Origin of the sequence: Agrobacterium larrymoorei, from assembly GCF_030819275.1 — a bacterium.
Lineage (GTDB): Bacteria > Pseudomonadota > Alphaproteobacteria > Rhizobiales > Rhizobiaceae > Agrobacterium > Agrobacterium larrymoorei_B.
On record NZ_JAUTBL010000001.1, the window covers coordinates 1,684,382 to 1,711,182 of the forward strand.

At 57.7% G+C, this 26,801-nt stretch carries 23 protein-coding genes; 18 read left to right on the top strand and 5 right to left on the bottom strand.

The features are described from left to right. The first annotated feature begins 2 nt into the window (after positions 1-2). Positions 3-1,073: an ABC transporter ATP-binding protein gene (locus QE408_RS07670; RefSeq protein ID WP_306929837.1), complete on the top strand. Its 1,071-nt coding sequence runs from the start codon at positions 3-5 to the stop codon at positions 1,071-1,073. A gap of 168 nt (positions 1,074-1,241) precedes the next feature. Here QE408_RS07670 and QE408_RS07675 read toward each other — a convergent pair whose 3' ends face one another. Beyond that, positions 1,242-2,141: a YiiG family protein gene (locus QE408_RS07675; protein ID WP_306929838.1), complete on the bottom strand. Its 900-nt coding sequence runs from the start codon at positions 2,139-2,141 to the stop codon at positions 1,242-1,244. Positions 2,142-2,405: 264 nt separating this feature from the next. On the opposite strand from QE408_RS07675, the gene QE408_RS07680 reads away from it, so the two are divergent. Then, positions 2,406-4,079: an FAD-dependent oxidoreductase gene (locus QE408_RS07680; protein ID WP_306929840.1), complete on the top strand. Its 1,674-nt coding sequence runs from the start codon at positions 2,406-2,408 to the stop codon at positions 4,077-4,079. A gap of 81 nt (positions 4,080-4,160) precedes the next feature. Here QE408_RS07680 and QE408_RS07685 read toward each other — a convergent pair whose 3' ends face one another. From QE408_RS07685 to QE408_RS07695, 3 genes are read right to left on the bottom strand one after another with little or no spacing between them, the layout of a single operon-like run. Beyond that, entirely contained in the window at positions 4,161-4,802 is a 642-nt protein-coding gene (locus QE408_RS07685; protein WP_306929842.1) for a ThuA domain-containing protein, read from the bottom strand. Between the two features lie 17 nt (positions 4,803-4,819). Further along, positions 4,820-5,920, bottom strand: a complete 1,101-nt coding sequence (locus QE408_RS07690; RefSeq protein WP_306929844.1) for a Gfo/Idh/MocA family protein — start codon at positions 5,918-5,920, stop codon at positions 4,820-4,822. Between the two features lie 36 nt (positions 5,921-5,956). Then, positions 5,957-7,156, bottom strand: coding sequence for an ROK family transcriptional regulator (locus QE408_RS07695; protein WP_306929845.1), 1,200 nt, complete (start codon positions 7,154-7,156; stop codon positions 5,957-5,959). A 204-nt stretch (positions 7,157-7,360) separates the two neighbouring features. Between QE408_RS07695 and QE408_RS07700 the strand changes: the two genes are divergently transcribed. From QE408_RS07700 to QE408_RS07745, 10 genes are all read left to right on the top strand, one after another. Beyond that, entirely contained in the window at positions 7,361-8,662 is a 1,302-nt protein-coding gene (locus QE408_RS07700) for an ABC transporter substrate-binding protein (RefSeq protein WP_306929847.1), read from the top strand. Between the two features lie 84 nt (positions 8,663-8,746). Further along, complete coding sequence (locus tag QE408_RS07705; RefSeq protein WP_373465523.1) at positions 8,747-9,670, top strand: carbohydrate ABC transporter permease; 924 nt, start codon at positions 8,747-8,749, stop codon at positions 9,668-9,670. Beyond that, entirely contained in the window at positions 9,663-10,511 is an 849-nt protein-coding gene (locus tag QE408_RS07710) for a carbohydrate ABC transporter permease (RefSeq protein ID WP_306929851.1), read from the top strand. Before QE408_RS07705 ends, QE408_RS07710 begins: the two co-directional genes overlap by 8 nt. Before the next feature lie 12 nt (positions 10,512-10,523). Continuing rightward, positions 10,524-11,597, top strand: a complete 1,074-nt coding sequence (locus tag QE408_RS07715; protein ID WP_306929852.1) for an ABC transporter ATP-binding protein — start codon at positions 10,524-10,526, stop codon at positions 11,595-11,597. A gap of 240 nt (positions 11,598-11,837) precedes the next feature. Further along, entirely contained in the window at positions 11,838-13,160 is a 1,323-nt protein-coding gene (locus QE408_RS07720) for a solute carrier family 23 protein (RefSeq protein ID WP_306929854.1), read from the top strand. Between the two features lie 239 nt (positions 13,161-13,399). Continuing rightward, complete coding sequence (gene paoA, locus QE408_RS07725) at positions 13,400-13,984, top strand: aldehyde dehydrogenase iron-sulfur subunit PaoA (RefSeq protein WP_306929856.1); 585 nt, start codon at positions 13,400-13,402, stop codon at positions 13,982-13,984. Next, positions 13,981-14,931 carry an FAD binding domain-containing protein gene (locus tag QE408_RS07730; protein ID WP_306929858.1) on the top strand — a complete coding sequence of 317 codons (951 nt, stop codon included), beginning with the start codon at positions 13,981-13,983 and terminating at the stop codon, positions 14,929-14,931. The genes paoA and QE408_RS07730 overlap by 4 nt, the downstream gene beginning before the upstream one ends. 3 nt (positions 14,932-14,934) lie before the next feature. Then, on the top strand, positions 14,935-17,133 hold the full coding sequence (paoC, locus tag QE408_RS07735) for an aldehyde oxidoreductase molybdenum-binding subunit PaoC (protein WP_306929860.1): 2,199 nt from the start codon (positions 14,935-14,937) through the stop codon (positions 17,131-17,133). Between the two features lie 46 nt (positions 17,134-17,179). After that, on the top strand, positions 17,180-18,106 hold the full coding sequence (locus tag QE408_RS07740) for an XdhC family protein (RefSeq protein WP_306929863.1): 927 nt from the start codon (positions 17,180-17,182) through the stop codon (positions 18,104-18,106). A gap of 78 nt (positions 18,107-18,184) precedes the next feature. Next, complete coding sequence (locus QE408_RS07745; protein WP_306929865.1) at positions 18,185-18,787, top strand: nucleotidyltransferase family protein; 603 nt, start codon at positions 18,185-18,187, stop codon at positions 18,785-18,787. Between the two features lie 113 nt (positions 18,788-18,900). Here QE408_RS07745 and QE408_RS07750 read toward each other — a convergent pair whose 3' ends face one another. Further along, a complete protein-coding gene (locus QE408_RS07750; protein ID WP_306930256.1) occupies positions 18,901-20,472 on the bottom strand; it encodes a phytoene desaturase family protein in 1,572 nt (523 codons plus the stop codon). A gap of 352 nt (positions 20,473-20,824) precedes the next feature. Between QE408_RS07750 and QE408_RS07755 the strand changes: the two genes are divergently transcribed. From QE408_RS07755 to QE408_RS07780, 6 genes are all read left to right on the top strand, one after another. After that, positions 20,825-22,360 carry an ABC transporter substrate-binding protein gene (locus QE408_RS07755; protein ID WP_306929867.1) on the top strand — a complete coding sequence of 512 codons (1,536 nt, stop codon included), beginning with the start codon at positions 20,825-20,827 and terminating at the stop codon, positions 22,358-22,360. Positions 22,361-22,466: 106 nt separating this feature from the next. Next, positions 22,467-23,477 (top strand): ABC transporter permease, encoded by a 1,011-nt coding sequence (locus QE408_RS07760; protein WP_306929868.1) that lies wholly within the window; start codon positions 22,467-22,469, stop codon positions 23,475-23,477. A gap of 55 nt (positions 23,478-23,532) precedes the next feature. Further along, positions 23,533-24,378 (top strand): ABC transporter permease, encoded by an 846-nt coding sequence (locus QE408_RS07765; protein WP_306929870.1) that lies wholly within the window; start codon positions 23,533-23,535, stop codon positions 24,376-24,378. Next, positions 24,375-25,250: an ABC transporter ATP-binding protein gene (locus tag QE408_RS07770; protein ID WP_306929872.1), complete on the top strand. Its 876-nt coding sequence runs from the start codon at positions 24,375-24,377 to the stop codon at positions 25,248-25,250. The genes QE408_RS07765 and QE408_RS07770 overlap by 4 nt, the downstream gene beginning before the upstream one ends. Continuing rightward, positions 25,247-26,092, top strand: a complete 846-nt coding sequence (locus QE408_RS07775; protein ID WP_306929874.1) for an ATP-binding cassette domain-containing protein — start codon at positions 25,247-25,249, stop codon at positions 26,090-26,092. Before QE408_RS07770 ends, QE408_RS07775 begins: the two co-directional genes overlap by 4 nt. 52 nt (positions 26,093-26,144) lie before the next feature. Further along, complete coding sequence (locus QE408_RS07780) at positions 26,145-26,693, top strand: VOC family protein (protein ID WP_306929876.1); 549 nt, start codon at positions 26,145-26,147, stop codon at positions 26,691-26,693. Positions 26,694-26,801 lie beyond the last annotated feature (108 nt).

Here is a 26,801-nt window from a genome sequence, read left to right on the forward strand (position 1 = left end):
CCATGGCTTCCATCGAGCTGAACCGTGTCGCCAAGTCCTACGGCGATCATCCTGTCCTGCATGGTGTGGATCTCTCCATCGCCGATGGCGAGTTCGTCGTTCTCGTCGGTCCATCCGGTTGCGGCAAATCCACGCTGCTGCGGATGATAGCGGGCCTGGAGGAAATTACCTCCGGCACGCTCTCCATCGACGGCCAACTCGTGAATAATCTCAAGCCCAAGGACCGCGACATCGCCATGGTGTTTCAGTCCTACGCGCTCTACCCGCATATGAGTGTCGCCGACAATATGAGCTACAGCCTGCGATTGCGCCGTAGCCCCAAGGAAGCGATTGCGGCGGCCGTTTCGTCAGCATCGAGTAAGCTCGGTCTCGATCCCTATCTTGCAAGGCGCCCGAAGGCGCTCTCCGGCGGCCAGCGTCAACGCGTTGCCATGGGGCGCGCCATTGTGCGACAGCCCAAAGCCTTTCTTTTCGACGAGCCCTTGTCCAACCTTGACGCGCGTCTGCGCGAGCAGATGCGCGCGGAAATCAAGCGGATGCATGCGGATTTACGTGCAACCTCCGTCTACGTCACCCATGACCAGATCGAGGCCATGACGCTCGCCTCGCGTATTGTCGCCATGAATGCCGGATACGTCCAACAGATCGGTGCGCCGCTCGATCTTTACGATCGCCCAGCCAATCTCTTCGTCGCCGGATTTATCGGTTCACCGGGAATGAACTTCCTTGAAGGCCGCTGTGTTCAGAAGCCTTATGGAAGCTCAATGGCGTTGCCAGACGGTAGCCAACTTCCCCTAGGCCGAACGATTCCGCTCAAAGATGGTGAGGCCATGACCCTTGGTATCCGTCCCGAGCACGTCGTCGTCGCACCACAGACGGGTGGTGTGGATGCTAATGTGGAGCTCGTTGAACCGACCGGCCTCGGCATTATTCTGCACCTTACGGTGCACGGACTTCCCTTCAAGCTGTTTTCGTCGGATCGTGCACTTTTACAGCCTGGGGTGTTGATCAGCGTTGGCTTGCCGGAAGCCCGGCTCCACGTCTTTGACAGCAATGGCGACCGGGTGAACTAGCAAGCCCGCAGGCACTCCACCTGCCAATGCGGTGTAAACACGCCGCATTGGCAGAGGGCAGGGACCCATACGAGAGCGGATTAAAGCGTGTCGCGATCTTTCAGATTCGCTCATACGCTTTAGGTCTTTGTTATCGCAAAACCACTGCACACTTTTGCGCGGCATGCTTTAGTCCTTGGAAAACATTGTCGCGCTCTGCGAGGTGGAGACCATCATATTGTAGTCGTTATAGATCCACTCCAGATCGTTGGCGGCTTTGCGAGCATCGCCCTTGGACTTCTGCAGTTTTTCCTGAAAGTCACGCAGCTTGCTGAGGAGTGTAGCTGGGCTGGATTCAAACACGTGGAAGGAGCCGGGATGCTCAGTCGCGTAGTCGTCGAATACCTTGACGGCTTCGGCATAGTCCTTGAGCGAGCTGTCGTAGGCACCGAGATCGACTTTGGTCTCACCGCCGCTCGGTAAGGTCTCCATGACGGCCTGGGCCTTGATCATGATATTGCGCACCTGCCAGCGGGATTTCTTGCCCTCAGCTTTCTCCAGCGCTGCCAGTTCCTGCAAGTCGATTTGACGCTTCTCTTTTGCCAGAAGCGTGTCGGCCTCCGTCCGCGCTTTTGAGAATTCGTCCGCGAACTTGACGATCTGAGCGTGAAATTCTTTGCCGCCCTGCATCTTGTCGCTCTTGTAGTCCGAGCGGTCATAGTACTTGCTGGCCTTTTCCAGAACCGGCGCAAGATCCTTATAGACGGCGATGAAACGTGTCATCGCTGCGTCGAGCTCTGGCATCTTGGGCTCAGCACCCGTTGCTTCTTCCGCCGCTGCAATCTCGGTGCGAACGTCATAGGGTGCGTAGAGGCCATATATGATGCGTTCTTTTCCGGTCGGACCCTTCTTCATGTTCACCCAGCTTTCATAGCGGGAAAGAGAGTCAGACGCGCGGATTGCGCGGTTCATAAAGCCGACATAGGCATTCATTTTCTCGACGGTGGCACCATGATCCTCTTCTCCAGATTGTGCCCAAGCAGTTGGAGCCAGAGCCATCGTGAGTGCTAGATAAACAAAAAACCTCATCAGTTTTTTCAAATCTCTCTCCTTTATCAGATGCTTCCTCGTTGATCCGGCCGCCTTGGTACTCCTTTGCGTTGCAGCCGGAAGGTGCGTTTTTTTACCAGGGCTTTTTCATAGAAGGTGCGTTTGATCAGATCGGCGCGGGCTCTGCGTCGAGTGGGATTTTTGTGTTCGCGTGAGGGTTGGATCGACCTCCCGCGAGGGATCGTTCGCCCGTTTTTGGGCAATCTTCGGGTAGAAAGTGAAGGACAAGATCTGGTCGTTGTCATGACTGCGGTATCGCCCTTTAGTGGTCATGGTCTGCAGAAATGGGAAGCCATGATTCACACCGCGCTTGACGCGACATCGATACCGTTTCAGGTGTGCATCGTTGGAGCTGGTCCGGTCGGCCTTGCTCTTGCATGCAGGTTGGAAGAGCAGGGTATTTCCGTTCTCCTGGTGGAAGCGGGTGAGAGTGGCGAGACAGGGCGCCATGTCAGCGTCGCAAATCACCATCACGCGCCCTTGATGTCTGCCACCGCCAGTGGCCTAGGCGGCACGTCTTCGCTGTGGGGAGGGCGGTGCGTCGCTTTCGACGATATCGATTTTCTTCAGCGCCCATACGTTCCCAACTCCGGATGGCCGATCTCCCATGAGGAGGTAAGCCGCTACTATCAAGACGCGCTGAAGTTTTTGTATGTCGCGGACACCGACTTAGGTGAGGAGCAAATAGACCGCTCTTCCGGTGACGTTCACCGCAACGCGATAGAGTGGTGGAGTTCCAAGCCCAACCTTGGCCTGGAGTACCGCAAAAGGATCGAGCAATCCAAGCTGATCCATTTTCTCCCAGACACGGTTCTCAGTTCGATCGGGCTCGATTCCGACCGTGCCGTCACGCATCTGCACCTTCAAGGCAAAGCGGGGACTTTGCGAATTCCCGCTGAAAGGCTGGTGCTCGCCGCAGGCGGGATCGGGAACGTGCGATTGCTCCACCAATTGCACAAAGCGCATCCCGATGGTCTTTCCCCTGCTCTTGGGCGCTTCTACCAAGGTCATCTGACAGGCTACATTGCGATTGTAGAACTAAAGGACGATGTCAGCGTCGATGCTCTGTCGTTTCAAGCGACAACAGGCGGAGGCATCTTTCGGCACCGTTTCCAGCTTTCCTGTGATGCGCAACAGCGCCTCGGCCTACTCAATTGCGTCTTCTGGCTCGACACGATCTCCATCTCGAATGCCCTCCACCATTCCGCCGGACTGTCAGCCGTGTTTCTCGCTCTTCAACTGACCGGGCTTTATCGCTTTTTCGCCAATGGTAAAGCTGCTGGCTCTCAACTCCGAAGAGGTACGCGTTACCGCGTCCATCTCCGCAATCTCGTCCCCTCGATGTCAGCCCTGAGGGATATACGCGCGACAATCGGCCAACTGCTCCGGCGCCGCGATCGGAGAGCGCCGATCGTCAATCCCGCCCGGCGCTATCTGCTGCGCTACCATGCCGAACAGGCTCCCGACATGTCCAGCACCGTTGTGCCGTCGCCTTCGACGGAGGAGGATCACGTGGCAACGGTTGCGATCGATTATCGGGTGCGTGATGAGGACCTTGTATCGATAGAGAGGTCGCATGCTGTTCTCGATCGATGGCTGAAAGAAAGAGGGATGGGAAAGCTTGATTACCTGCACCCGGCATCCGAGCGGCTGCAAGCGCTGCGTGACCAGGCCTTTGACGGCTTTCACCAGATCGGCTTGACGCGGATGAGCACATCGCCTGAAGATGGCGTTGTCGATCGTGACTGCAAAGTGCACGGCGTCAGCAATCTTTTCATTGCCGGGAGTTGCGTCTTCCCTACGGGCGGGCATGCCAATCCCACTATGCCGGCCGTCGCGCTCGCTATGCGCCTGGCAGACCACTTGGTAGAGACGCTCAAAGCCAAAGACTCCGCTCAGCGGGTTGTTATTAGCTAATTTCCGTCTCCGTAGTGCACCATTATGCGAAGACGCGCGCTCGAACGCACGCGGCTTTGCATCAGGTCAATTCCCACAATGTCAGCGCGCCGCCCAATTGGCGCCGCGGCGGAAAATCTCCCGCATCTGCGGTACAGCGAATTCCTTTGCCTGGTGACCGAGCGATGAATAGAAGACGCGACCTTTCCCGTAGTTGCGCTTCCAGGCGACCGGCATGACGACGCCATCGATCCACCATGCATGATCGCCGGTGAAGGTCGTCGTCGCGAGAACATCGTTCGAAGGATCGACGTGCATGTAATATTGCTCGGACGTGTAGGGGAAATCGGTGATGCCCGCCATGATCGGGTCTTCCGGCTTGGTGATGTTGACGGTGTAGTCGATGATGTTGCCGGGGTGGGCAACCCATTGTCCACCGATCATGAATTGATACTCGACGCATTCGCGAAAGCTGTCGCCGGCACCACCGTGATATCCGGCGATGCCAACACCGTTTTCGACGGCGGTGGCGAGATTCTTGATCTCTTCCTTTTCGATCTTGGACATGGTGACGATCGGTACGACGAGGCTGAGATCGTGGACAGAGGGATCGGCAAAGGCCTCGGTGCTATGCTCGACATAGACCTTGAAGCCTTCCCCTTCGAGAAGATCCTTGATGATGACCGAGCATTCCTCGGGTTCGTGGCCGCTCCAGCCGCCCCATACTAGCAGTGCTTCACGCATTTTATTCCTCCTCAGAATTATTGACCGATCCGGCCGTCGACAAGCGACTCGGCCAGCGGGGCCGGGCGGTCAACGACGGTGGTGATGGAAACGGTTGTGCCCGTGTCCGATGCGGTTTGAAACGCTTCCATGACTTCAAGAACGTGCAGCGCCAGATCGCCATTGGCTCGGTGCTGGCGATTGGAGCGGATAGCATGGGCCATGTCCGCGACGCCGATCGATCGGTAGTTGCCATCCGCATAGGGCGACGACAGTTCCTGGGTTTCGAACTCGCCGCCTTTTTTCAGCAGCTGGACCTCGCCACCAAAGTGGTTGGGATCGGGTACCAGCAGGGTCCCGTCCGTGCCGTAGAGTTCGAGCGGGACGTGCCTGTGCCCTGCCACGTCGAAGCTCATGCCGACCTGAACGATGGCGCCGTTCTGGAATGCCAGCGCGCCTGCCACATGGGTCGCCACATGAACCGGGATTTTTTCGCCGTTGCGGGGCTCGCTGGTAATCAGCCGCTCTGCGCGTGGAGAGAAGGCAAAGCCTGCCACCTTGGCGACTGGTCCGAAGAGGTTGACGAGATCGGTGATATAATAGGGTCCCATGTCCAGCATCGGTCCGCCGCCGACTTCGTAGTAGAAGGCGGGATTAGGGTGCCAGCGTTCGTGTCCCGGGCACATGAAGGTCGCAGTACCTCCGACGGGTGTGCCAAGAACGCCTTGATCGATAAGGGTTCTCGCCGTCTGATGACCGCCGCCAAGAAACGTATCGGGCGCTGCACCGATGCGGAGACCCTTCGCCTTGGCCGCTTCGGCAAGCTTTTTGCCTTCGGCGAAGTTGATGCCAAGCGGCTTTTCGGAATAGGTGTGCTTGCCGGCATCCAGCGCTCTCAAGCCCACCTCGACATGCGCCTTGGGGATCGTCAGGTTGACGATGATCTCGATCTCCGGATCAGCCAGCAGTTCATCGACGCTTCGAGCGGCGATCTTAAATTCCTCGGCCTTCGCTTTGGCCATGTCCGCGTTCATATCCGCGACACCCTTGATGTCGAGGATCGGGAACGATGCCATCGCCTTCAAGTAAGCGCCCGAGATATTGCCGCACCCGATGATGCCGATGCCGACCTTTTGCATATTCTTCTCTCCCATCATGCTGTGCCCGCTCACTCCTCAGAGAGCTGGGCCTGTGGTGTTCCAAGGCGATTCGTAGAGTTCGTAAAGCGCGACAGCCGCAGCCCCCTGTGCCCAAAGTTCGTCGCTGCAATTGTCGAAAACCAGTTCCGCCACGCCCTGAAGGGATGGCGGCACGGAAATTTCGTAGGCGCTCCTGATGCTATCGATGAAGGGGGCGCCGAGATCGAGGCTGGAGCCGACGAAGATGACTCGCGGCGGAGCAAACAAGGTCACGATATTGGCAAGCGTCAGGCCAATCGCGGCGCCCGCGCGTTGGGCGGCTGCGATAAGATCATTGTCCTGTGCAAGAACCAGCGTCTGCGCATGTTGAATGCCGCGCCCAAGCCGGATCGCCTCGGCAAAACGACCGTCAGCCGGACGTGACGCGAGGATTGCATTCTCGCCCGCTTGGCTCGCCAGCCGGACCGTGCCCTCCGGGCTCGCGACGAGCACGAGATCGCCGAGATTGTGGCTGAGGCCGCCAGCGCCGCGGAAGAGATCGTTTCTGTGCAGAACCCCGAGTCCGAGCGTCTGCTCCAAAGAAATCAGCACCGTGTCCTCAAGATCGCGCGCCTTGCCAAACCAGTGGTGGCCAAGTGTCACGGCATGGGCATCGCTTTCGATGATGGTAGGCGTTCCAAAGCGCGCCGTCATCTCGTCGGCAAAATCGATGTTGACTTCCCTTAGCACCGGGCTGAAGCGGATCTTGCCGGTGCGATGCTCGATTACGCCGGGCAGGCCAAGACAAACGCGGTCGACATCTTCGAGCGAGAGCCCTGCATCGACAACGCATCGACGAACGCCGTCTTCGATCAGGTCTGCAATCACGCCGATCGGCTGGCGGTCGATGCGAATTGGCAGCGAGAGCGACGACAAGACATTGCCGCAGAAATCAGTGAGGACGAAGACCATGCGGTTGGCGGCGATCTTCGCACCAACCACGCGGGCAGCATCTGGATTGAGCTCCAGCATCACGCGGGGACGGCCTCGAGCGCCTTCAGTCCGTATATCGCCAAGGTGGCGAGAGAGAATGAGGCCGTCATCAAGTAACGATGCCGTTATTGCCGAAACAGTGGTGGTGGACAGCTGTGTCCTCTCACTGATTTCCACGCGTGAAATAGGACCGTGACGACGGATAGTGTCGAGGACGTTCAAGCGATTGATTGCACGCATCAGTTCGGGGTCGGCAGTCTTCATGGGTCCAGTCGCAGCGAGCTTGAGCAGAGCAAATCAGGACGTCCGATTAATATCGGATCGCGGATTAAATAGCGTTGAGATGCGTCGCTATGTCAAGCATCGACTGGAAAAATAGTCATGCCGCCTTGACAGTAAGTGAATTCTTATATGAATTAATTCGGAGTGGGGAATAAATGTGAGGAAATCCCCGGGAGGATCATCACCATGACGTATATGCACGCGGGCGCAAGCCTGGGCGGCAAGCTGATCACGCTTGCCTCGACCACAGCCATTACCTTCATGCTCGGCGCAGCAAGCGTTTCTGCCGCAACTGTCGTCAAGTGGATGCATGTCGAACTCGATCCGAAATCCGTGGCTGTCTGGGAGGAGATTGCCAAGGATTACGAGACGCAACATCCAGATGTCGACATCCAGCTGCAATTCCTGGAAAACGAAGCCTTCAAGGCCAAGCTCCCCACCCTTTTGCAATCGAATGACGTCCCGGATTTCTTCTACAGCTGGGGCGGTGGCGTGCTTGAGGAGCAATCGAAGACAGGGGCACTCAAGGATCTGACCGAAATTTTCGATGCCGATGGCGGCAAGATTCGAAACACCTATAACCCGGCCGCCATCGATGGCCTCTCCTTCGATGGCAAAGTGTGGGCTGTGCCGTATCGCGTCAGCCTCGTCAGCTTCTTCTACAATAAGGAGCTATTTTCCAAGGCAGGCGTTAAGGCCGACGACATCAAGACATGGGATGATCTTGGCGCCGCGGTGAAGAAGATCAAGGAAGCCGGCATCGTTCCGATTGCCGGTGGCGGTGGCGAGAAATGGCCGATCCATTTCTACTGGAGCTATCTCGTCATGCGCAATGGAGGCCAGGCGGTCTTCGAGGCGGCGAGCAAGGGCGAGGGCGAAGGCTTTATGGACCCTGCCATCATCAAGGCCGGGGAGCAGCTTGCGGAATTCGGTAAACTCGAACCGTTCCAACCGGGCTATCTTGGGGCCACCTGGCCGCAGGCGCTCGGCGTCTTTGGCGATGGCAAGGCAGCGATGATCCTTGGTTTCGACAATACCGAAGCCAACCAGCGCAAGAATGCTGGTGATGGCAAAGGCCTTTCGTCCGACAATCTCGGTCGCTTTGCTTTTCCGATGGTCGAGGGCGGTGCCGGTAAAGCCACCGATACGCTTGGTGGTCTGAACGGATGGGCGGTTACGAAGAATGCTTCGAAAGAGGCTATCGACTTTGCCACCTTCCTCACCAACGCCGATAACGAGAAGAAGCTCGCGGCAGCGGGCATGATCCTACCCGTCGCGGTCGGTGCGAGTGAAGCGGTCAAGGATCCGCTGATGGCCGATTCCGCCAAGCAACTTGCGGCGTCCACGTGGCATCAAAACTTCTTCGACCAGACGCTCGGTGCCGCTGTTGGCCGCGTCGTCAACGACATCTCCGTCGAAATCGTCTCCGGTCAAATGACGCCCGAAGAGGGCGCGCAGCAGATCCAGGATGCTTTCGAGCTTCGCTGATCCCGCCTGAACGACGGGCGCCGTTTGCGCGGTGCCCGTCGCCATTGCGTGAATACGAAAGCGGATAATATGACCAATATTTCCATGAATGCAGCGCCTGCACTGGCGAGCCCGGTCGTCAAGTCGAAGCGGAAGCAGAGCTCCGTTGCGCATGACCGCGCGCTGACATTGTTGATTTTTCTGCCTCCGGCGCTGCTGTTGTTCACCCTCTTCGTGATCCTGCCGATGGGGGAGGCGGCCTGGTACAGCCTTTACCGTTGGAACGGCTACGGCACGCCAAGCGAGTTCATCGGGCTCAAGAACTTTCAGGTTCTGTTCGGCAATGCTGCCTTCTCGCAGGCGCTGATCAACAATGCGCTGATCATCGTCATTTCTTTCTGCATTCAGATCCCGCTGGCGATCTGGCTTGCGACGATGTTGGCCCATCGCATACCAGGCGTCGTGGCATTTCGCCTCGTCTTCTTTCTGCCCTATGTTCTGGCAGATGTCGCCGCCGGCCTGATCTGGCGCTTTGTCTATGACGGCGACTACGGGCTCTTTGCCGCCATCTCTAACTTCTTCGGCTTTGCCAACCCCTATGTGTTGGCGGATAAGGATGTTGCGATCTATGCCGTTCTTGCTGTCATCGTCTGGAAATATTTCGGCTTCCATATGATGCTGTTTATCGCCGGTCTGCAATCGGTGGACAAGAACGTGCTGGAGGCCGCCGAAATCGACGGGGCCACCGGCTGGCAGAAGTTTCGCTACGTGACCCTGCCGATGCTCGGCTCGACCGTGCGCCTTTCGATTTTCTTTGCCGTGATCGGCTCGTTGCAGCTCTTCGACATGATCATGCCGCTGACGGGCGGTGGTCCATCCAATTCCACCCAGACCATGGTCACGTTCCTTTACACATACGGCGTCATGCGCATGCAGGTCGGGCTTGGAAGCGCTGTCGGGGTGGTGCTGTTCATCATCTGCGTCACGCTTGCCTTCGGTTACAAAAGGATCTTCATGCGTCATGACTGATACATCCACATCCGTCCGCGTCAGCGTGCAGACGAGGATCTACCTCTATGTGTCGCTGACCCTCATCGCTGCCATCGTGCTCATTCCGCTGCTGACGACGGCACTTGGAGGCTTCAAGACGCTCGGCGACCTGCGCGTCAATCCCTTCGGTCTGCCAGCCGAGTGGCAGTGGGCAAACTACGGCGATATTCTGCTTGGAAAGCGCTATTGGCTGCAGATTTTCAACTCGCTGGTCATCGCTGTTCTTACGGTGTTCCTAACGCTTGTCGTCTCGGCGATGGCAGCCTTCACCTTCGCGCATGTGAAGTTCTTCGGCTCGAACTTTCTGCTCAATTACTTCCTGTTAGGGCTGATGTTTCCGGCTGCGACAGCCATCCTGCCGCTCTTTATCCGCATCCGCGATCTTGGGCTGCTCGATACCTATTGGGGCGTCGTGCTGCCGCAGGTGGCCTTTGGTCTGGGAATGAGCATCCTGCTCTTCCGCAACTATTTCAGAAATCTCCCTGACGAACTGTTCCAGGCAGCGTTCGTCGACGGCTGCGGGTACCTGAAATTCTTCTGGTACATCTCCATGCCGCTCTCGCGCCCCATCATCGCAACAGTCGGGATCGTCTCCTTCGTCGGCAGCTGGAACAGCTATATCCTGCCGCTCATCATGCTGAACTCGGAATCCAAATACCCATGGCCGCTCGGCATCATGGTTTATCGCGGCGAGTTCGGCACGGAATGGCAGCTTGTGCTGGCTTTCATCACCATGACGATTCTGCCGACCATCATCGTGTTCTTCTTAGCGCAAAAACACATCATCGCGGGTCTGACGGCCGGCGCCGTCAAGTCCTGAGAGGGGAAGACAATGGCATCTGTAGAACTTAAAGATATTCGCAAAACCTACGGCTCGCTCGGGGTCATCCACGGCATTTCGCTTGAGATAGTCGACGGCGAATTCATCGCGCTGGTTGGACCTTCCGGATGCGGCAAGTCCACGCTGCTGCGCATGATTGCCGGGCTTGAGGAAATTACCGATGGCGACGTCCTGATTGGCGGCAAGATCGTCAACGAGATGACGCCGAGGGAGCGCAACATCGCCATGGTGTTTCAGTCCTATGCGCTTTATCCGCATATGACGGTCGCCGAGAATATGGGATTCAATCTGAAGATCGCCGGTCAACCCAAGGCGGTGATCGAGGAGCGCGTGGCCGAAGCTGCGCGTATGCTGGATCTCGCCAATCTGCTGGATCGTAAACCGTCGCAGCTTTCCGGCGGCCAGCGCCAGCGCGTGGCCATGGGGCGCGCTGTCGTGCGCAATCCGGCGGTCTTTCTTTTCGACGAGCCATTGTCCAATCTCGACGCGAAACTGCGCGTGCAGATGCGCAGCGAAATCAAAACGCTGCATCAGAAGGTCGGCACCACGTCGATCTATGTGACGCACGATCAGATCGAAGCCATGACGCTCGCAGACCGCGTCGTCGTCCTCAACCAAGGGCGCATCGAGCAGCAAGGCACGCCGCTCGAGCTATACAAGAAGCCCGCCAATCTCTTCGTCGCTGCCTTTATCGGCTCGCCAGCCATGAACCTGATCGAATGCATCGTTGACGGCGAGGACGGAGCACCGGCAGCGCGACTGGATAACGGCACGGCGATCCGTATTTCCACCGATCGCAAGGTCAGGCGCGGGCAGTCGGTGACGATCGGACTACGCCCGGAGCATTTCGCCATGGGCGGCGAAGGCGATGTTATAGTCTCTGGCAAGACGTTACTGGTCGAACCGACGGGTGCGCAGACCCATGTAGTTTTCGATCTTGCAGGCCACCATGTGACCGCGGTGGTTGATGGCGAACAACTGGTGAGAACGAATTCGCTGTTCGCAGCCAATATCAAATACGAGCGGGTCCATGTTTTCGACAGGGCGAGCGGGTTGGCTCTCTGAAGCAGACGCCTCTCTCAATGTTAGTGGAAAATCATTAAGCTGCCGAACATACAAGAACAGTGGGAAACGATCCTGCGCCGATGACAGGCCACAGCTATCGCGCTACCCCCGAAGAGATGCGCCACCGACGATTCGACACCGCGCGGCAGGCGTAAATCACCAAAAGAAGATTTTGCACGGTGATGAGCTGGCTCCGGAGACTCGCCAGCGCGAAGCCGTAGCGTTCGTGGGAGGACGACAATGAGCAATATGGGCGGCTATTTTCCTCGCTGGCGACTGAAGACCGAAGGGCGGATCATGCCTGACGAGCGATTGCCCGGCGGACAAACCGCGGTGCTGGGTCTGCAGCATGTGGTGGCGATGTTTGGCTCCACGGTTCTCGCGCCTCTGATCATGGGCTTTGATCCCAACGTTTCGATTTTGTTTTCCGGCATTTCGACGCTGATCTTCTTCATCGCCGTGGGCGGCCGTGTGCCGAGCTATCTCGGTTCGTCCTTCGCCTTCATCGGGCCGGTTCTGGTCGCGACAGGTGCGGCTGCGGGCGCTGCGAGCCCGAATATCGCCCTCGCGCTTGGCGGCATCATTGCCGCTGGGGTCCTCTATGCGCTGATCGGTGTCATCGTCATTATCGCCGGCCACAACTGGATCGAAAAGCTGATGCCGCCGGTGCTGACCGGGGCAATCGTCGCTGCGATCGGTCTGGTCCTTGCGCCGATTGCGATCGCAAGCGCGTCTGGCGCAGGCCCTGGTAATCCCGATGGCGACCAGATCTCACGTTGGATTGCGATCCTGACAGTTACATCGGTTGGTGCGATCGCGGTCTACGCTCCTGGCATGGCGCGGCGCTTGCCCATTCTGCTCGGCGGTGCGATCGCTTATCTCGTCTACCTTGTGATTGCGAACGGATTAGGTCTTGGCAAGCCGGTCGATTTTTCCGGCGTCGAAGCGGCTTCATGGCTCGGCATGCCACGCTTCACAACGCCGGTCTTCTCCGCCTCGGCCATCGGCCTTATTGCTCCGGTTGTCGTCATCCTGGTGGCGGAAAATCTCGGGCACATCAAGGCAATCGAAGCAATGACGGGGCGTGATCTCGATCCCTATTTGGGTCGCGCCTTTATCGGCGATGGCATCGCAACCATCTTCTCCGGCGCCTTCGGTGGAACAGGTATGACGACCTATGCCGAAAACATGGGCGTCATGGCGATTACCCGCATTTTCTCTACGCTCGTCTTCGTCGTCGCGGCCTTTGTCGCCATCATTCTCGGCTTCTCTCCGAAGTTCGGCGCGCTCATTCAGACAATACCGGGGCCGGTGATTGGTGGACTTTCTGTGGTCGTCTTCGGACTTATCGCCGCGACGGCGGGCCGGATTTGGGTCGAGAACAAGGTTGATTTCTCCGAGCCGCGAAACCTGATCACCGTCGGTATCGCTTTGGTTCTGGGCGCCGGAAATTTCAAGCTCAATGTCGGCGGATTTACGCTGGACGGTATCGGGACGGCGACAATCGGAGCGATTGCCTTCTACCACCTGCTTGGCCTCGGTAAGGCAGGACAAGGTAAGTAACGCAGTCGCTTAGCGGGTGTGGGGGGGTGTGCGTGTTGGGACGAAACCGTCTCAACACAGCTGCTCGTTACACTGTGTTTGTTTCATGTCTTGCGTCGCCTCCTGATCTCAATGACGAAGGTTTGAGAGCCTCTTTCCAACAGGAGTGGGAAATCTTTCAGCAGGTCAGCTTTACGAACAGCTCCTTAGGAAAACGTTCTCCAGGTTTGGAACTTTAACGTCGACAATGGCTTGTCCCGTTGGCTGCACCGATTGCGGTGGGGAGGCGCAATCTTGTTTGTGCCGCAGACACGAAGGACAGAGCCTTGCAAAGCAGAACTGAAGTAACGTTCGAGGTCAATGGCAAAGCGGAACGCCTGACACTCGATAATCGCACCACCCTCCTTGACGCTCTACGCGAGCACCTGCAGCTCACAGGAACAAAAAAGGGATGCGACCACGGCCAGTGCGGCGCATGTACTGTCATGGTTAATGGCCGTCGCATCAATGCCTGTCTGACGCTTGCGGTCATGCATGAAGGTGATGAAATCACCACCATCGAAGGTTTGGGTGAGCCGGACAATCTGCACCCGATGCAGGCGGCGTTCATCAAGCACGACGGCTTTCAGTGTGGCTATTGCACACCGGGACAGATCTGTTCCGCCGTCGCTGTTCTGGAAGAAATAAAGGCGAATATTCCGAGCCATGTCACAGCTGATCTGACAGAGCCCACTATGCTTTCACCCTCGGAAGTGCGAGAGCGCATGAGCGGTAATCTCTGTCGATGCGGGGCTTACTCCAACATTCTCGAAGCCATTGAAGATGTTGCGGGAGTAAGCGCATGAGAGAGTTTTCCTACGAGCGAGCCACGTCGATCAAAGGCGCCGCAGAGTCCGCCGCTCAGCATGACGGAGCAAAGTTCATCGCCGGTGGCACTAACCTCCTCGACCTGATGAAGCTGGAAATCGAGAGACCCACACACCTCATTGACGTCAATGGACTTGGCCTGGACCAAGTCGAGATCACATCCGAGGGTGGCTTGAGAATCGGTGCTCTCGTCAGAAACACTGATCTGGCTGCGGATGAGACGGTGCGTCGCGACTATCCGCTTCTGTCGCGCGCGCTTGTGGCGGGAGCCTCTGGGCAGCTGCGAAACAAGGCCACGACGGCGGGCAATTTGTTGCAGCGCACGCGCTGTCCCTATTTCTACGATCCCAATCAGGCCTGCAACAAGAGGCAGCCGGGCAGTGGCTGTTCCGCCATCGGGGGATATACCCGCCAGCTTGCTGTCATTGGGGTGAGTGACGCCTGTATCGCTACTCATCCGAGCGACATGTCTGTGGCGCTGCGGGCTCTGGACGCGAAGGTCGAGACGGTCAAGCCGGACGGAAGCCAGCGCTCTATGACGCTTGACGAGTTTTATCGGCTGCCGGGCGAAACCCCGCATATCGAGACGGAATTGCAGCCAGGAGAACTCATTACCAGCGTTGTGTTGCCGAAGCCAGAGGGTGGAACACAAATCTATCGCAAAGTGCGCGACCGCGCATCCTACGCTTTTGCGCTTGTGTCCGTCGCAGCCGTCATCGCGCCCGACGGTTCCGGCAAAGTTGCCGTCGGCGGTGTTGCTCACAAACCGTGGCGTGTCGAAGGCGCTGAAGGCGAGTTGCAGAACGGCGCGCGTGCCATGTCCACAGCATTGATGGAGGGCGCGCGTCCCACGAGCGAAAACGCATTCAAAATTGATCTGATCGAAAGAACGCTGGGCGCAGTTCTTGCAGAAGCGAGGGTTTAATCGATGAAGTTTGAAACGCCAGCGACAACAAACCCCATCGATCAATTGAAGGTCGTCGGTAAGCCGGTCCACCGCATTGATGGACAATTGAAGACAACAGGTCAGGCGACTTACGCCTATGAATGGCATGAACCAGGCATCGCCTATGCCTACGGATATCCGGTCGGTTCCGCGATAGCCAAAGGCCACGTAACCTCCATCGATACATCTGCTGCAAAAGCCGCACCGGGTATTTTGGATGTGATCACCACGCTCGATGTCGGCGATCTCGAGAAGGGCGAGTACAATACCGCCAAACTCTTCGGCGGAAGCGAAGTACAGCACTATCACCAAGCGATCGCGATCGTTGTGGCCGAGACGTTCGAGCAGGCGCGCGCGGCTGCCTCGCTGGTTCGCGTCGATTACGCGCCAGCCAAGGGACGGTTCGATCTGCGGGCGGAGATGGATAATGCTGAGACCCCGGATCCAAAGACAGAGCCGGAAAGCTCTGCCGGTGAATTCGACGCCGCTTTTGCAGCGGCCCCTGTGACGCACGATGCCGAATATACCACGCCTGATCAATCTCATGCGATGATGGAGCCCCATGCGTCGATCGCTGCGTGGGAAGGCGACAAGGTGACCGTCTGGACCTCGAGCCAGATGATCGACTGGTGGCGTGGCGATCTTGCGACGACGCTGGGCATCGATAAGTACAATGTTCGCGTCGTGTCGCCCTATATTGGCGGCGGCTTCGGAGGCAAGTTATTCCTCAGGGCAGATGCCGTGCTTGCAGCCTTCGCGGCAAAGTCCGTTCAGCGTCCGGTCAAGGTCACGCTTCCTCGCCCGATGATGCCCAACAACACCACTCATCGTCCAGCCACCATTCAACGCATCCGGATCGGCACCGAACGAGACGGCAAGATTACGGCAATTGCGCATGAAAGCTGGTCTGGCGATCTGCCCGATGGGCAGCCGGAAGTGGCGGTGATGCAAACGCGGTTGCTCTATGGCGGAGCAAACCGGATGACGGCGATGAAGCTCGCCACTCTCGACCTGCCGGAAGGCAATGCCATGCGGGCACCGGGTGAGGCTCCCGGACTGATGGCATTGGAAATCGCTATCGATGAGATGGCAGAGAAGTTGGGGATGGATCCGATCGAGTTCAGGATCAAGAACGACACCCAGGTCGATCCAGAGAATCCCGATCGGCCTTTCTCCTACCGCGACCTTATCGGGTGTTTGAAGCGTGGTGCGGAGACGTTCGGATGGGACAAGCGGACCGGTCCCTCAGAACGTCGCGAGGGAAACTGGATGATCGGCATGGGCGTTGCGGCAGCCTTCCGCAACAATCTTGTCATGCCGTCCGGTGCAAAGGTGAAACTCGGCAGCGATGGCATTGTTACCGTCGAAACCGATATGACCGACATCGGCACCGGCAGCTATACGATCATCGCTCAAACTGCCGCAGAGATGATGGGCGTTTCGGTGGAGGACGTGGTCGTTCGGCTGGGAGATTCCAACTTCCCCATCTCAGCCGGTTCGGGTGGACAGTTCGGTGCGAATTCCGCAACGTCCGGTGTCTACGCGGCCTGCGTCAAACTCCGCGAAGCTGTCGCGAGCAAGCTTGGCTTCAACTCATCCGACGTGGTCTTTGAGGACGGCAAGGTGCGTTCAGGTAACCGCACCGTAGCGCTGTCAGACGCCGCCGGACATGATGGCCTTGTTGGCGAAGACTCGATGGAGTGGGGCGACCTGACAAAAACCCATCAGCAGTCCACATTCGGCGGCCACTTTGTCGAAGTTGGCGTTGACGTGGCAACCGGCGAGACGCGCATACGCCGCATGTTGGCGGTCTGTGCTGCGGGACGAATCTTGAACCCGATTACGGCTCGGAGCCAGGTGATTGGCGCCATGACGATGGGAGCGGGCGGGGCTCTCTCCGAGGAGCTTGCAGTCGACACGCGGCACGGCTTCTTCGTCAATCATGATCTCGCGGGGTACGAGGTGCCGGTCCATGCCGACATTCCGCATCAGGAGGTCATCTTCATGGACGAAACCGATCCCTATTCGTCGCCAATGAAAGCAAAGGGTATCGGAGAACTTGGTCTGTGCGGGGTCTCCGCAGCCATCGCCAACGCAATCTATAATGCCACAGGTATCCGCGTTCGAAATTACCCCGTGACCTTGGACAAGCTGATCAGCAAGTTGCCTGAGCTTGCATAATCGAACCTCGGTGGCCTTTTGGCCGCCGCTCACTTGAGGGAATGACGTGAGCGCTTCCATATCAACCGCACTGCCGGTACCCGTACGGGCAAACAGTTCTGACGATCCGGCGGAGATACTCCGCTTTGCTTTAGATGCTTTGGATCGTGGCAGAGCCGCTCTTGCGACACTGGTTGAAATTCGAGGTGGGGCTGCGCGCTCTCTTGGCGCCCACCTTGCGGTATCATCCGACGGGCATTATTGCGGATACTTGTCCGGTGGCTGCATTGAGGCTGCTGTTGCGGCCGAGGCCCTGGAGGCCATTGCTGTTGGCGCCGACCGCGTTGTGACATACGGCGAGGGCTCGCCATTTTTCGATATTGTTCTGCCATGCGGAGGCGGTGTGACGATTGCCATCCATGTGCTTCACGCCATGGAGCCGCTGGAGACCGTCCTCTATCAGCTTTCCGCCCGGCGGACTGTCGCGTTGAGCTATGACGCAAAATCGCAGGCGGTGACGCGTAGTGAAACTGTTCCACCTCGGTCTGGATGGTACGAGGGCGATTTCCTATCCGTATATCGTCCACAGACCCGTGTCGTCATTTCCGGACAAACCGCAGAAGCCGAGGCAGTCTCTCGTCTGGCGCAGGCTTCCGGCTATGAGGTACAGTTACTGTCCTCTTCTAGGAACTTGGACGCGATCGACATCGATACGTTCACAGCGGTGGTACTTCTTCATCATGATCTCGATCTGGAAGCGGTTGTCTTGGACCGCGCTTTGCAGTCCCCAGCTTTCTACATCGGTGCGCTGGGGAGCACCCGCTCGCATCGAAGGCGCACAGAGTTGTTGCGCACAGCAGGCGTTTCCTCGGAATGCATCGATCGTATCCGTGCGCCGATCGGTCTCTTCGGTCCGACACGCGATGCAGCGTCGCTGGCACTTTCGGTGCTTGCCGATGTGGCTGCCGCGAGATTGGAAACCTTCCCTCCCTGACACCAAAAATACGCGACGCTTTTGGGGCGAGCGGGCGTTGGTATATATGGATTCTCGGAGTGAAGGAGTTCGGATGTGATGAGGGTAGGCGGGATACTCCTCGCTGCGGGCCAATCGAGCAGAATAGCGGGTGGGCATCATAAGCTCTTGGCGGAGTTTGACGGGGCGCCACTCGTGCGAAAGTCGGCTGAGACGATGCTTCGCTCCGGGCTTTCTTCGGTGGTTGTTGTGACCGGACACCGATCCTCGGAGATCGAACGGGTGATTGGCGATCTTCCGCTGTCTATCGTGTTCAATGAAGATTTCTTATCCGGCATGGGGACCTCGCTTAGCTGCGGGTTCGGGCACGAAAGCCTTAACAGTTGCGCTGGTGCGCTCATCATGCTTGCGGATATGCCAGCCATCACGAACGAGCACATCGATCGGCTGATTGCGGCGTTCCGTGCGTTGGAAGGTCGTCAAGTGGTTCGTGGAGCGAGCGAAGGTCAAGCCGGGCATCCGGTTGTGATTCCGGCTCATCTGTTCGAGAGGATGACGCAACTGAAAGGCGACGAAGGCGCTAAAGCAATTCTTCAAAACGCAGGAGTAGAAATTCGTTTGGTCGATCTCGGTCCTGCTGCTCTCAGTGATGTCGATACGGTAGACGCCATCAGGTCTGCAGGCGGTTCTCTAACGACCTAGAAACACAGCCTCCCGCACCTGTCGAGAGAGGTCTGCGATTATACTCTCCATTCAGCAAAAAAAGCGGCCGGCGTTCAGGACTTGCCCAACGCTATCTCCAGTCTGCCCGCATGCTATCCCGCAAGCATTTTTGCCAACATGAAGCCGGAGCCAGCACCCGTTCCCGCACCTGGCCACGTCGCCGCTCCGCACATGTAAATACCCTCAACAGGGCTCTTATAGCGCGAATAGCCGGCAACCGGGCGGAAGAGAAAGTTCTGGTCGAGATGGTGCGAACCAGACAGGCTGTCACCGCCGATCAGATTGGGGTTCTCTGCCTGCAGATCCAGCGGTGACCAAACAGACCGCCCACGGATTTTTGAACGAAAACCGGGCGCATAATTCTCGATGATCGAAATGACGCGCTCCGCATAGGCATCTTTCACAGACAGCCAGTCTTTCGCGTCGATCTCGCCAGCAGCATCGCCCTTGATCTCTGCCGGGAGCACACGCACCTGCACCCAGAGCACATGCTTGCCATTCGGCGCGCGGGTTGGATCAAGCGCCGTTGGCTGACCGACGACGAGGGCAGGCTCTTGCGGCAGAAGACCGGAAATTGCTTCGTCATAGACTTTCGTCATCATGGAGAGCGTGGGTGCGATGTGGACATAAGCGTAGGATTTCAGCTCTGGAGAGGCTGCCCAATCCGGCAAGTCATCCAATGTCAGATGGATCATCATTGCGCTTGGTCCAGCGCGATACGCCTTCAGTCCTTCGGTAAATCTCGTCGGGAGCGGACTGTTTTTCACGATACCGTTGAAGAGAATCTTGGGATGAATGTTGGAGATGATGGCGCGCTTCGCCGTCAGCCTGCGTCCGTCCGCGAGCGTCACGATTTTCTTCGTGCCACTGAAAACCTCCACGGAGCTAGCGGGAGAATTGAGGAAAATTTCTCCACCTTTGCTCTCTAGCAGGCTCACCATTGCCTTGATGATGGTATCCGCGCCGCCTTCGCCAATCACCATGCCAAAGACCTGATCAGCCATCGTTTCCAGATAGGGAAAGAGCGCGCCCCCGGACGCGTCCGGGGGGAAGTCAAGATGCAGACCCCAGGTCGCCATGGTCACCTTCAGCTTCTCATTGTCAAAATGTCGGTCGAGAAAGCCGCGTGGCGACGAAAGAAGCAGTCGGAGCAGGTCTGTCAGCAGAGGAATGCCGCCGGCTCTCCAGGCTTTCCAAACGGTCTTCACGCTTGCAAGTGAAGGCATTGGCGCGCCCAGAAGCCCAAAGAGATGCGGAGCCTTGGCGCTAAAATCAGCCGACATGGCGGCGAAGCTCTCGGCATCCTTAGCCGACAGTTCAGCGATCGCCGCCTTGTTGGCCGCAAGGTCGGTGCCGATGCCGAGATGGGTCCCATCTGGAAAAACGCTGGCAAAACATTTGGAGGTGGGCACGAATTTCAGACCATGGGCGGCAAGCTCTTGAGCATAGGCCTGATGAAATGCGGACCCCGCGAACGTCGAAAGGTTCATCGCTGCTAGATCGTGACGGAAGCCGGGTTCGATCAGTTCCTGGGTCTTTACCGCACCGCCCGCACTCGCTTTGGCTTCCACCACCGCGACCCTCCAACCTCTCGCGGCCAGATGAACTGCGGCCGCAAGCCCGTTGTGACCCGCGCCTAGAACCACCGCATCGAAATCAGCCATCTCGTCCACCAGTGTTTTGATTATTTCTGTATGCATACATTTTCTCGATAATCCATCAAGCTTAAAATAAGTCGGCTTCAGAACGCTCTGATATTTCCCCCTTCCATCGTTGCCTCGCCCGCGCCTTATCCCTGGTTATCTGGGTTTGCGGTGGCTCAATCCCCCGCTGATGCGGGCGAAGTTGAGGTGATGACGACCTGTGAGGCCGTATCAAGAAATATCCTTTTTCATATTATTTTCGCAAATGGGCCGCAGGGCTCTTGTCAAAATCACGATTTTAATTTTAAGTTTAAAACAATAACTAATCCGGGAAACACCGGAAGTCCTTCAAGGGGAACTTTAGGAGTCCAAAATGACTGACATGACGCGTCGTGGCGTACTGGGACTAGGTGCGGCTACCGTTCTGACCGGCATTCTTGCCGGACGAATTCCGGTTCAGGCCGCAGAAACAAATACTCTGACGATTGCCTTCAACTCTAACCTGCCGTCTTTTGACGGGACGGTGGGACTATCGGGCGTGAACCCGGCAATCCAGGCGATCTATCGCTCTATTTACGATCAATATATCGGCCAGAAGCCCGATCTTTCCTTCGAGCCCGGATTGCTGACGGATTGGGGTTGGAACGACGATAAAACCAAGGTCTGGATGGATGTCCGCGAAGGCGTGAAGTGGCACGATGGCTCGGACTTCACTCCAGAAGATGTCGTTTGGTCGCTCACCCGCGCGGGCAAGCCCGACAGCGGCAATCCCGTCGCAAGCGTCTGGGCCAGCATCGGCAATTACAAGGTTGAAGGCAAGCGGATCACGGCCGATGTTCTCAACTTCGACCCTACGATCTTTAAGTGGATGGCCTTCCTCACCGGCTACGTCCTGCCCAAGGCCTATTATGAAAAGGTCGGGGCGGAAGGTTTCGAAAAGAAACCTGTCGGCACAGGCCCCTATATGTTTGACGCCTATGAGGGCAACTCTTTCCTGCGGCTCAAGGCAACCCCCAACTACTGGGGTAGCAAGCCCGCTTTCGAAACCGTCATCTTCAAATTCGTCACGGACCCGACGAGCCGCGTCGCCGAGATCGAGTCCGGCTCCTCGGATGTCACGCTCGAAATTCCTTATGAGGAGTTCGACCGGTTGAAGGTCAAGAAGGGTCTCGGCGGCGTCTCCTCGCCGATCTCCGACATCGGCATGATCTTCATTACCAACGTCGAACCGATGCTCGACAAGAACGTCCGGCTTGCGGCCCATCACGCGATCGACAAGGAAGGTATCGTCAAGAAGCTTCTTCGTGGTTACGGCGTTCCGATCGACACATTGGAAGCTCCGGAATACGAAGCCTATGACGCCTCCATCAAGGTTGGCTACGATCCAGAAAAGGCAGTTGCGCTTCTCAAGGCATCCGGCTTTTCCAAGGACAAGCCGGTCAAGTTCAAGATCCAGACCACCCGTGGCTTGAAGCCCAAAGACTACGAGATGATCCAGGCGATCGTTGGCATGTGGCGCAAGGTCGGTATTGAAGCCGAGATCGAAGTCTACGAGGTGGCCAAGCACTTCGAGCTGCGAGCCGGTCACAAGCTCGCCCCTGCGGCCTTCTACAATTGGGGCAACGCAATCGGCGACCCGACCACATCGACCGGCTTTGCCATGTTCTCCAAGTCGCCACACTCGGCCTGGAAGAGTGACGATGTCGACGCCCTGATCGGACCGCTTTGGGGTGAGAAGGACGAGGCCAAGCGCATCGCCGGGTGGAAGGCTGCCGACAAGTATATTGCCGAACAGGGTTACGTCATCCCGGTCCTGCAATATGTACAGCCCATCGTCTTCAAGTCTTCGCTGAAAGTCACGCCGAATGTTTCAAGCGCACTTCAGCCGACTTTAGTCTCCAAGGCCTGACGAAGCAGAGCAGCGTCGCGCCCCCGTTCGTCGTGGCGCTGCTTACCCTGTCGCAGAACCGCGCGTTCGGCAATGCCGACGCTGACGGCAACAGGAGGGTTTGATCATGACCATTTCCGATCTTCTCAATCGTCTTGCCATGGCGGTGCTGACGCTTATCGGCGTTGCCGTCATCGTTTTCTGTCTCCTGCGGATCGTGCCGGGCGATCCGATTGCTATGATGATATCGCCCAGTGCAACCCCTGCCGACATCGCAGCACTACGCGCCCATTATGGCCTTGATCTCGGCCTGCCACAGCAATTCGGCATCTGGTTTGGCAACGTGCTGAAGGGTGATTTCGGCACATCGATCTCGCAACGCCGCGATGTCCTGGAATTGATCGGAGGCCGCTTGCCTGCAACGCTGGAGCTTGCCTTTGCCGCGCTGGTTTTCGGAGTTCTTGCCGGTGGTATGATCGCGATACTCGGCGCGCTCGCGCGGGGCACAACGCTCGATCCCGCGCTGGATTTCATCAACGGCCTGTTTCTTGCCGTGCCGGATTTCGTTTGGGCGCTGGCGCTTGTCCTGCTGCTGGGTGTGTTCTGGCCGCTCTTCCCTTTATCCGGTCGTATAGATCCCGGAATATCGACAGATTTTCACACGGATTTCTACCTGATCGAAAGCCTCATCACATTCAAATTCGTGGCTTTTGGTGATGTTCTTTCCCATATGGTCATGCCCATGCTGGCGCTTGGCCTGCCTCTGTCGGCGATCGTTGTCCGGACGCTGAAGGAAGCACTCGCAGAGGCCATGGTGCAGGATTATGTGCTGCTGGCGCGGTTGAAAGGCATGTCGCCGCTTAGGCTTGTGCTTCAGGAAGCGTTGCGCAATGCCGTTGGTCCAACGCTGACGCTTACCGGCGTGCAATTTACCTTCATGATCGGCGGTACGGTCATCGTGGAGCGCATCTTTTCCTATCCCGGCCTCGGCAACATGGCGATCGATGCGGTCATCAATCGAGATCTTCCTCTCATTCAGGGCATCGTGTTGACCTTCGGCGCGATCTTCATCCTCGTGAATATCCTGGTCGATCTCATCGCAGCATGGCTAAACCCGAGGACCGCCGCCCATGGCTGAGATGTCTGAGATAGCAAGCAACATGGATGCGCCTGTCCGCCTCTGGAGTCTCCCGATGAAGACAATCAAACCGCTTTTGCGTGAACCGCGGGTGGTGATCGCCGGCAGCTTTCTCCTCATCCTTTTGCTCATTGCAATTTTTGCGCCCTCCATTGCGACGAAAGACCCACTTGAGCAGGATCTGATGCTGGGCAACATGCCGCCCGCGAGCTATCCAGGGGCGGAACCGGGCTACTATCTCGGCACAGACGACCTCGGCCGTGACGTTCTCTCCCGTGTGCTCTATGGTTCGCGGATCGCGCTCACCGTTGCATTCGTTGCCGCCAGCCTGTCCGCCATTATCGGGACCTTGATGGGTCTCGCCGCTGGCTGGTATGGCGGATGGGCGGACCGGATCATCTCGCGCCTTGTCGACATATGGATGGCCTTCCCGCCGGTGCTTCTTTCCGTACTGCTCGTCGCAGTCCTGGGCTCGGGCCTCCATTCGGTCATTGCCGCGATCGTCATCATCGACTGGACGCGCTTTTGCCGCGTGGTGCGGGCCGAGACGATGGCGCAGGCCCAGCTTGATTATGTCATGGCCGCCCAGACAATCGGTTTCTCGCGCCGCCATATTCTCTGGCGCGAGATTTTGCCGAATGTGGCCCCGGTTCTCATCGCCCTTGTCAGCCTTGAAATGGGCATTGCCGTCATAGTCGAGGCGATCCTTTCCTTCGTCGGCTTATCGCTCTCCTCCGACATCCCGACATGGGGTGGTATGATTGCGCAAGGTCGTCAGATGATCCACCAGGGTTGGTGGGTGTTCGTCTTTCCTCTCCTCGCGCTCTTCGCCACCGTTCTTGCCTTCAACCAATTGGGCAACGGTCTGCGCAAAGCCCTAGACCCGGTGATGCGCCGATGACCCAGCCCCTCCTTGCTATCGAAGGCCTCAGTGCCATCTCCACACGTGACGGTGGCGCGCCCGTCCTTCGTGACGTTTCGCTTACTCTGGAACGGGGTGAGGTGCGCGGTCTCGTCGGTGAATCCGGCGCGGGCAAATCGACCATCGCCAAGGCGCTACTCGGCATTCTACCGTCCACCGTCGAAATTATTGGCGGCTTTATCCGCTTCGAGGGGCGTGACCTGCTCGCCTTGCCGCGCCGCGAGCTTGCCGACATGATGGGTCGCGACATCACGCTGATCCCGCAAGACCCGCAAACCGCGCTAAACCCGGCGCGGCGGATCGAGGCGCAGCTCACTGACGGATTGCGGCTGAAGCTCGGCATTGGGAAAAGGGAAGCTCATGAGCGTGCCCTCCACCTTCTCGATGAGGTGCAGATCCGTGATCCGAAGCGGGTGTTGAACGCTTATCCGCATGAGCTATCCGGAGGCATGCGCCAGCGTATTCTGATTGCTTCTGCCTTTGCGTTGAACCCCAAGCTCGTTGTTGCCGACGAGCCCACGACCGCGCTTGATGTGACTGTGCAGAAGGAAATCCTGCGCCTCATCCGTCGCATGCAGGAAGCGCATGGTACCGCCGTTATTTTTGTGACCCACGACCTCGGTGTCGTGGCAAAGATCTGCGACAGCGTGACTCTGCTTTACGCTGGCAAGGTTATCGAGCATGGCGCAACCAGAGATCTGCTGACTGCACCAAAGCATGCCTACACCAGCGCACTGATCGCTGCAGGCCCGCGTTACGATCGACCCGACGCGGGGCTAGAGCCCGTGCCCGAAGCTATCTTCCGGCAGTTGCGTGCCGAAATCGGCATTGCCGAGAGGAGTGCGAGATGACCGATCTTCTGTTTGAAGCCAAGGGCGTCGAAGTCACCTATGGTGCGAGCAAGGGGCTTTTCGGGCGCGGCGAAACAGGCGTTCGTGTTCTGCACGGCGTCGATGTGTCGATCAAGCGTGGGGAGACAGTCGGCATTGTCGGGGAGTCCGGCTCGGGAAAGACGACGCTCGGTCGGGCGCTGCTGAAACTGGTGCCTGTCTCCGCCGGAACCATTCGTTTTGATGGGCAGGACATCACGGAGCTGTCTCCTGAGGCCATGCGTCCGTTGCGCCGGCGTATGCAGATGATCTTCCAAGACCCGATGGCATCGCTCAATCCGCGCCACACCATTCGCCGGATTCTGACAGAGCCGCTTTTCCTGCATGGTCTTACGAGTGATCGTCGCGATGCCGAGCGGCAGGTGCGCGCCATTCTCGACCGCGTGTCTTTGCCCGCGGTGACGCTGGATCGCGCCCCGCATGAACTATCCGGTGGCCAGCGTCAGCGAATTGGCATCGCTCGCGCCGTGCTGATGAAACCGGATTTCGTACTCGCCGATGAGGTCGTCTCCGGTCTCGACGTCTCGACCCAGGCGCAGGTGCTGAACCTGCTGAAAGAGTTATCGCAGGAGATGGGCCTTGCCATGGCTTTCATCAGCCATGACCTCTCTGTCATCCGCGCCGTATGCGACCGCGTTACCGTCATGCGCTTCGGCGAAGTGGTGGAGGAGGGGACATGTGAAGCCGTCTTCGATGCTCCCAAAACCCCTTACACGCGCCTGCTGCTCGATGCCATTCCTCTTCCCGAAATCGATGACGGCTGGCTGACGCGGCCAGCGCCTTCGCTTGAGCCAGCCGCATGAACGCGGCATTCAAACTCGAAGAACAAGATCGCAGCCTGATCGGAGACCTGTCATGAATACTTCCAGCCAAAAAGGTCTTCCGGGCCTCGTCGGTCACGACCACACCGGGCTTACCGTACCGAACCTCGATGAGGCCATCGACTTCTTCGACAGGGTGCTTGGTTGTATCCATGTGCTCACTTTCGGACCGATCGGCGATCCGGAAGGGAGTTTCATGACCGAGGCGCTCGGCGTTCATCCGCGAGCCCGTATCGAACGCGCTGCCATGATCCGTTGTGGCAATGGTTCAAATCTCGAGCTTTTCGAATATTCCGCACCAGACCAGCGCGATCTACAGCAGAAGAATAGCGATATCGGTGCTTTCCACATTGCTTTCTATGTGCGCGACATCGCCGCAGCAAAAGCCTATCTGGACGAGATGGGCGTCGAAACACGCCTTGGACCCCTTCCTATCCAGGACGGCCCTATCGCCGGCCAATCAATCCTTTATTTTCAAGCGCCTTGGGGCCTGCAGTTTGAGGCGATCAGTTATCCAAACGGCATGGCTTATGAGAGCATCAGTCCGATCCTCTTGTGGAACCCGGAACAGCCTGGCGCTTGAGAGGGATGAGGGGTGTCGAGCCCAACGACGCCTCGCCGAACAGCGTGGACTGTCCAGCCAACGCGGTTGATCTGCCGATCTAGCTGTGTTTTGAAGACACAAGATTGG